Source organism: Pseudomonas sp. B611 (assembly GCF_055407965.1).
Genome location: NZ_JBUZST010000037.1, coordinates 1 through 6,373, shown reverse-complemented (window position 1 = coordinate 6,373; position 6,373 = coordinate 1). Strand labels below are relative to the sequence as shown.

Sequence of the window (6,373 nt, the reverse complement as noted above, 5' to 3'; positions counted from 1 at the left end):
AACATCGTTGTGCAGGTTGACCACTGGCTGAGCGTTGTTGTTGGAGCTCAGGCCTTCTGGGTCAGCGACAGTCAGGTCGATCTTCGGCAGCTGGTTGCCGGCGTTGACGAAGTCAGCGCCTGCTTTGGTCAGCACGACGTTGTTGCCAGAGATGGCGTAGTAGCCAGCCGCGTTGCTGTTGCCCGTGAAAGTGATGGTCAGACCTTCGCGTGGGGTTTCTTCGTCTTTCGCAACGAAGGTACCGGCGACGGTGCCTGTAGTGACCGAGTTTTCTTCCAGGGTGTTAGCGGTAACGGTGATAACCGGAACATCGTTGTGCAGGTTGACCACTGGCTGAGCATTGTTGCTGGAATTCAGGCCTTCTGGATCAGTAACCGTCAGGTCGATCTTCGGCAGCTGGTTGCCAGCGTTGACGAAGTCAGCACCTGCCTTGGTCAGCACAACGTTGTTGCCAGAGATGGCGTAGTAGCCAGCCGAGTTGCTGTTGCCCGTGAAGGTGATGGTCAGGCCTTCGCGTGGGGTTTCTTCGTCTTTCGCAACGAAGGTACCGGCGACGGTGCCCGTGGTGACCGAGTTCTCTTCCAGGGTGTTAGCGGTAACGGTGATAACCGGAACATCGTTGTGCAGGTTGACCACTGGCTGAGCGTTGTTGTTGGAGCTCAGGCCTTCTGGGTCAGCGACAGTCAGGTCGATCTTCGGCAGCTGGTTGCCCGCGTTGACGAAGTCAGCACCTGCCTTGGTCAACACAACGTTGTTGCCCGAGATGGCGTAGTAGCCAGCCGAGTTGCTGTTGCCGGTGAAGGAGATGGTCAGGCCTTCGCGCGGGGTTTCTTCGTCTTTGGCGACGAAGGTACCGGCGACGGTGCCTGTAGTGACCGAGTTCTCTTCCAAGGTGTTGGCGACGACGGTGATAACCGGCACGTCGTTATGCAGGTTGACCACTGGCTGATCGGAACCTTTGGAGTTCAGGCCTTCAGGATCAGTCACGGTCAGGTCGATCTTCGGCAGCTGGTTGCCGGCGTTGACGAAGTCAGCACCTGCCTTGGTCAACACAACGTTGTTGCCCGAGATGGCGTAGTAGCCAGCCGAGTTGCTGTTGCCCGTGAACGAGATGGTCAGGCCTTCGCGTGGGGTTTCTTCGTCTTTCGCAACGAAGGTACCGGCGACGGTGCCCGTGGTGACCGAGTTCTCTTCCAAGGTGTTGGCGGTAACGGTGATGACCGGCACGTCGTTATGCACGTTAACGGTCGGCTGGCCTTCGCCATTCGAATGCGCGCCCGCTGGATCGGTAACGGTCAGGTCGATCTTCGGCAGCTGATTACCAGCGTTAACGAAGTCAGCACCCGCTTGGGTCAGCACAACGTTGTTGCCAACGATGGTGTAGTAACCGGCGTCGTTGGTGCCCGGAGTAAAGGTGATGGTCAGGCCGTCACGCGGGGTCTCTTCGTCGGTCGCGGTGAAGGTACCGGCGACGGTACCAACGGCAGCCGAGTTCTCTTCAATCGTGGCCGGAGCGACGGTAATGACCGGCACATCGTTAACCAGGTTAACAGTCGGCTGGCCTTCGCCATTCGAATGCGCGCCCGCTGGATCAGTAACAGTCAGGTCGATCTTCGGCAGCTGGTTACCCGCGTTGACGAAGTCAGCACCCGCCTTGGTCAGCACAACATTGTTGCCGTCGATGGCGTAGTAACCATCAGCGTTGCTGTTGCCCGTGAAGGTGATGGTCAGGCCCGAACGTGGAGTCTCTTCGTCAGTCGCGGTGAAGGTACCGGCGACAGTACCAACGGCAGCGGAGTTCTCTTCGATGGTAGCCGGAGCAACGGTGATCACTGGCACGTCGTTAACCAGGTTAACAGTCGGCTGGCCTTCGCCATTCGAGTGAGCGCCGGCTGGATCGGTAACAGTCAGGTCAATCTTCGGCAGTTGGTTGCCAACGTTGACGAAATCAGCACCCGCCTTGGTCAGCACAACGTTGTTGCCGTCGATGGCGTAGTAACCATCAGCGTTGGTGCCCGGAGTGAAGGTGATGGTCAGACCCGAACGTGGAGTCTCTTCATCCGTCGCAGTGAAAGTACCGGCAACAGTACCCACAGCAGCCGAGTTCTCTTCAATCGTAGCCGGAGCAACAGTAATCACCGGCACGTCGTTAACCAACGTCACATCCGGCGTCGCTGCATCGTGCGCGCTGCCTTTGTCGGCATCGGTCACGGTCAGATCAATCGCCGGCAGCTTGTTACCCGCGTTGACGAAGTTCGCACCCGCCAGGGTCAGCACCACGGCATTGCCAACGAGGGTGTAGTAACCATCTTTGTTGCTGTCGCCGGTGAAGGTGACTTTGAGCTGGGCAACCGGGGTTTCCACATCGCTGACGGTGAAGTTACCGGCAACGGTGCCTTCCGCCACTTGGCCTTCCACCAGGGCGTTGGCAACCACTTCGATGACGGGCAGGTCGTTGACCGAAATCACGTTGATCGGCAGCGTGATCGACTCGGACTTAGGCAACGCATCGCCATCCTGTGCCGTGGCGGTCACGGTCAGGTTTACCACACCGTAGGCGTTTGCCACCGGGTTGTAGACCAGTGTGGCGCGGCTCCAGTCGCTGATGTCGACGCTTTGATTGCCGTCCGTCGCAGTAAAGGTGTGGCCCGCGCCATCGGAAATGGTCGCGCCTGCCGGGATGCCGCTGATTTCCAGCTTGAGCGTCTCGGAGCCGTCGCGGTCGGTGGCGTAGGCGTCGATGGCCGACAACTTGATCGCGTGGTCTTCCAGGCCGGTGTTCAGCACCTGGGTGACGCTGATGTTGTCCATCACGCCGCCAAGGGAGTTGTTGGATTCGCCGGCCGGGGCCTTGAATTCGAGCTTGGCGTCACCGTCGGCAGTCACCGGTACCACGAAGGTGTAGGTCTTCATGCCAACGACAGTGGTATCCAGGGTGCCGATTTTGACACCGCCCCAGAATACGTCGATGACCGAGTTGTTCTCGGCGCCGGCACGCGGCGAGTAGTCGACCGAGATGCTGTACGCGGTGCCGCTTTCAGCCTTGATGATGGTGTAAAGGCTGGAGTCGTCGCCGGTGTTTTTCTCCAGCTCGATGACCTGGCTGTTGCCCGGGGTCTCGACGCCGTAGATGCTGCTTTGGCCGATTTCGACTTTGCCGTCGCTGTTGCCGGTCTTCCACTCGGTGGCAGGGCCGGTGCCGGCTGCGTTGTTGGCATCGCCGACTGCGACGGTGCCCCACGAACCGTTGAGGTTCGCGCTGTCGAAGTTGATCGCACTGACAACGCCGCCACCGAGCAGGCCCAGGTGCGGGGTGTCGGTGACCGGTGCAATGGTCACTGGCGCCGTGGTGACGTCGCTGGCTTTGCCGGCATTGTCGACCGCCGTGAAGGTGACCGCCGTTGTGCCGCTCCAGTCAGCCGTTGGGTTGAAGTAGACCAACGCCTTGCCGTCGGCGCCCGCAGGCACCGAGTCACCGACCTTGAGTTCGGTGGTCATGTTTTCGTCGCTGTACAGCTTGCCGTTCTCCGGCAAGGAAGTGATGACGAAGTTGGCAACGGTGCCGTCCACATCGGCGCCGCTCAGTACGATCGTGGCCGCGTGGTCTTCGTCTGCGCCGGTAGAGCTACCGGTTGCAGTCGGGGCATCGTTGAACAGCTCGACAGTGACCTTGCCAGTCGCGGTGCTGGTTTCTGGCGGCTCACGGTCGAGGTTGCCGCCACCGTTATCGGTCACGGAGATGGACACCGTGCGATCAGTACCGGCCGGGTTGTTGCCCGGAGCCTGGAAGGTGATCGCTTCAACCAGCTTGATGAAGTCGGCGGCGCTGCTGCCGGCCGGCAAGTTGCTGGTCAGGGTGTAGACGATCTTGCCATCGGCGGCGCTGCCGCTTTCGGTGATGGTGATACCGGCAACGGCGAGGGCCTTGAGCACGTCGGCGTTGGTGAGCAGGTCGCCCGACACCAGGTGATCAACGGTGACCACCACTTTGCTGAAGGTTTGGTTGTCGACGTCGGTGATGCTCAGTTTTTCAACCAGTGCCACCGCGCCTTTTTGCTCGACGAACTTGGTGCTGTCGAAGCTGATCACCGGCGCATCGTTGACCGGCACCACGTAGATCACGGAGGTCACTGGCGCCGAATCCGCCTGGCCGTCGTTCACGGTGATGGTCAGGTTGCGGTTGACCGGGCTTGGGTCTTCGCTTTCGCTGGCGAAGTGCACCGAGCGCAGGACTTCCTGGTATTCAGCCTTGGTCGCTTCACCGGACAGGGTCAGCACACCGGTGGTCTTGTCGTAGCTGACGGTGATCTTGGTGTTGCTCACATCCGCGATCAGCACGTCGTCGGTCAGGTGGTTGACCAGCGTGACCTTGGCGCTTTGCAGGGTAGTGTTGTCGACGTCGGTGATGGTCAGGTTCGCCGCGACGTAGCCGCCTGGCTTGCCTTCGATGTAGGTATCGCCGAACGCGTTGGTGGATTCGTTGCCCAGTACTGGCGCGTCGTTGACGGCTGTAACCACGACACTGATTTTACCGGTGGTGACTTCTTCAACGCCGGTGCTCAGTTCTTTGGCCGTGGCTTTAACCGTCAGGTCGAAGCTGGCGGTCGAGTCCTTGAACGGGGTAACGCTCAGGGTGCCCAGGTTCCAGGTGCTCACGTCGTACAGCGTGTTTGCGCCGGTCGAGGTGATGGTATGGGTGCCGTCGGTCAGCACGGTGCCTTCCGGCAGGCCGCTGATTTCGACCTTGTGGGACTCCGAGCCGTCGGTGTCGACAAACTTGACGTCAATCGGCGCGATCTTGATCGCGGTGTCTTCCAGGCCGTGGTTGTAGACGTTGCCGGTGTAATAGCCTTCGCCGTTCACCACGTGGCTGTCGCCCAGCACCATGCCGGCGTCTTTCAACGCTTCGATACTGGTGTAGGTCTGCACGCCGCTGCTGCCCAGCGATACCGACGGGCCGTTGTTGACCGACACGTTGACGTTGTAGTTGCCCGGGCCGTTCTGGTTGTAGTGGTAGATGTCGAGGGTGTAGTAACCCGACTCGGTCGGCGTGAAGGCCGAGCCATTGATGCCGCTGCCTTGGCTCCAGGTCTCGGAAGCAACCAGCTTGCCGCCCACGGTGATTGCCAGGCTGTCGTCGGCTGTACCGGTGAAGGTGTAGCTCTTGCCGGCTTCCAGGTAGACCAGGCCGGACACTTTGGTCGCGGTGCCTTCGGCCACATTGCCGTTGTTGACATCGCTGGTCACGCCCGTGGTGGCTGCGCTACCGGCGGCTTGGCCGTTGATCACTTTGATCAGGGTGTTGGAGTCGGTCACGCCTTGGCCGTTGGTGCCCAGGGCACCCGGCAGGTTGCCGCCGGTCCAGGTCTGAATGGTCAGACCGGTTGGCACCTGGCCGATGGTCAGCACCGGCACATCCGTCACCGGGTGGATATCCACGGTGATGGTTTTGGTGTCGCTGTAGGAGTTGCCGTCGGTGGCCTGGAATTTCAGCTCGGTGTAGTCACCTTCCTTGTTGCCCACGCCGGTGCCGCCGAAGCTGTTGTCGCCGGATTCGTTCTCAGCCGGGCTGTAACGCACGTTGTGCGCATCGAAGTCAGCCTGGGTGAAGACCTTGCCCGCCGAGGTGTCGGTTTTCAGATCGGCCGTGGTGAGCTTGACCCACTCGCCGTCGACTTTGTACTCGATGGAACCGGCCGGCAGGCTGGTGAACACCACGCCTGGGCTGGCGGTGTCTTCATCCTGAACGCCGAAGGTCGCCCAGGTCAGTTCGATTGGGGTGTCTTCGTTGCCTTCAATGTGGTTGTCGATGGCAGTCGGGGTGTCATCGACCAGGGTGACGGTCGGCTGGCCAGTGCCGTTGGAGTGCAGGCCTTGTGGGTCGGTGACGGTCAGGTCGATTTTTGGCAACTGGTTGCCGGCGTTGACGAAGTCCGCACCTTTTTGGGTCAGGATGACGTTGTTGCCGGAGATGCTGTAGTAGCCGTCGGCGTTGCTGTTACCCGTGAAGTCGATGGTCAGGCCATCACGCGGGGTTTCTTCGTCGGTCGCGGTGAAGGTACCGGCGACGGTGCCTGCGCTGGCGGTGTCCTCAACAATGGTGTTGGCCGCAATTTCGATCACCGGCACGTCGTTGTGCAGGTTGACGGTCGGTTGGTCGGAGCCAGTGGAGTTCAGGCCCTGAGGATCGGTGACGGTCAGGTCGATTTTTGGCAGCTGGTTGCCGGCGTTGACGAAGTTCGCGCCTGCTTGGGTCAGCACGACGTTGTTGCCAACGATGGCGTAGTAGCCGGCGTCGTTGGTGCCCGCAGTGAAGGTGATGGTCAGGCCGTCACGTGGGGTTTCTTCGTCGGTCGCAACGAACGTACCGGCG

The 6,373-nt window shown here is 60.5% G+C and carries 1 protein-coding gene; it reads right to left on the bottom strand.

Translation table 11 applies throughout. From position 1 onward, the window contains the following. Positions 1-6,373 (bottom strand): beta strand repeat-containing protein (locus tag ACZRMO_RS30105; RefSeq protein ID WP_463975264.1); only part of this gene is annotated, 6,373 nt, incomplete at both ends.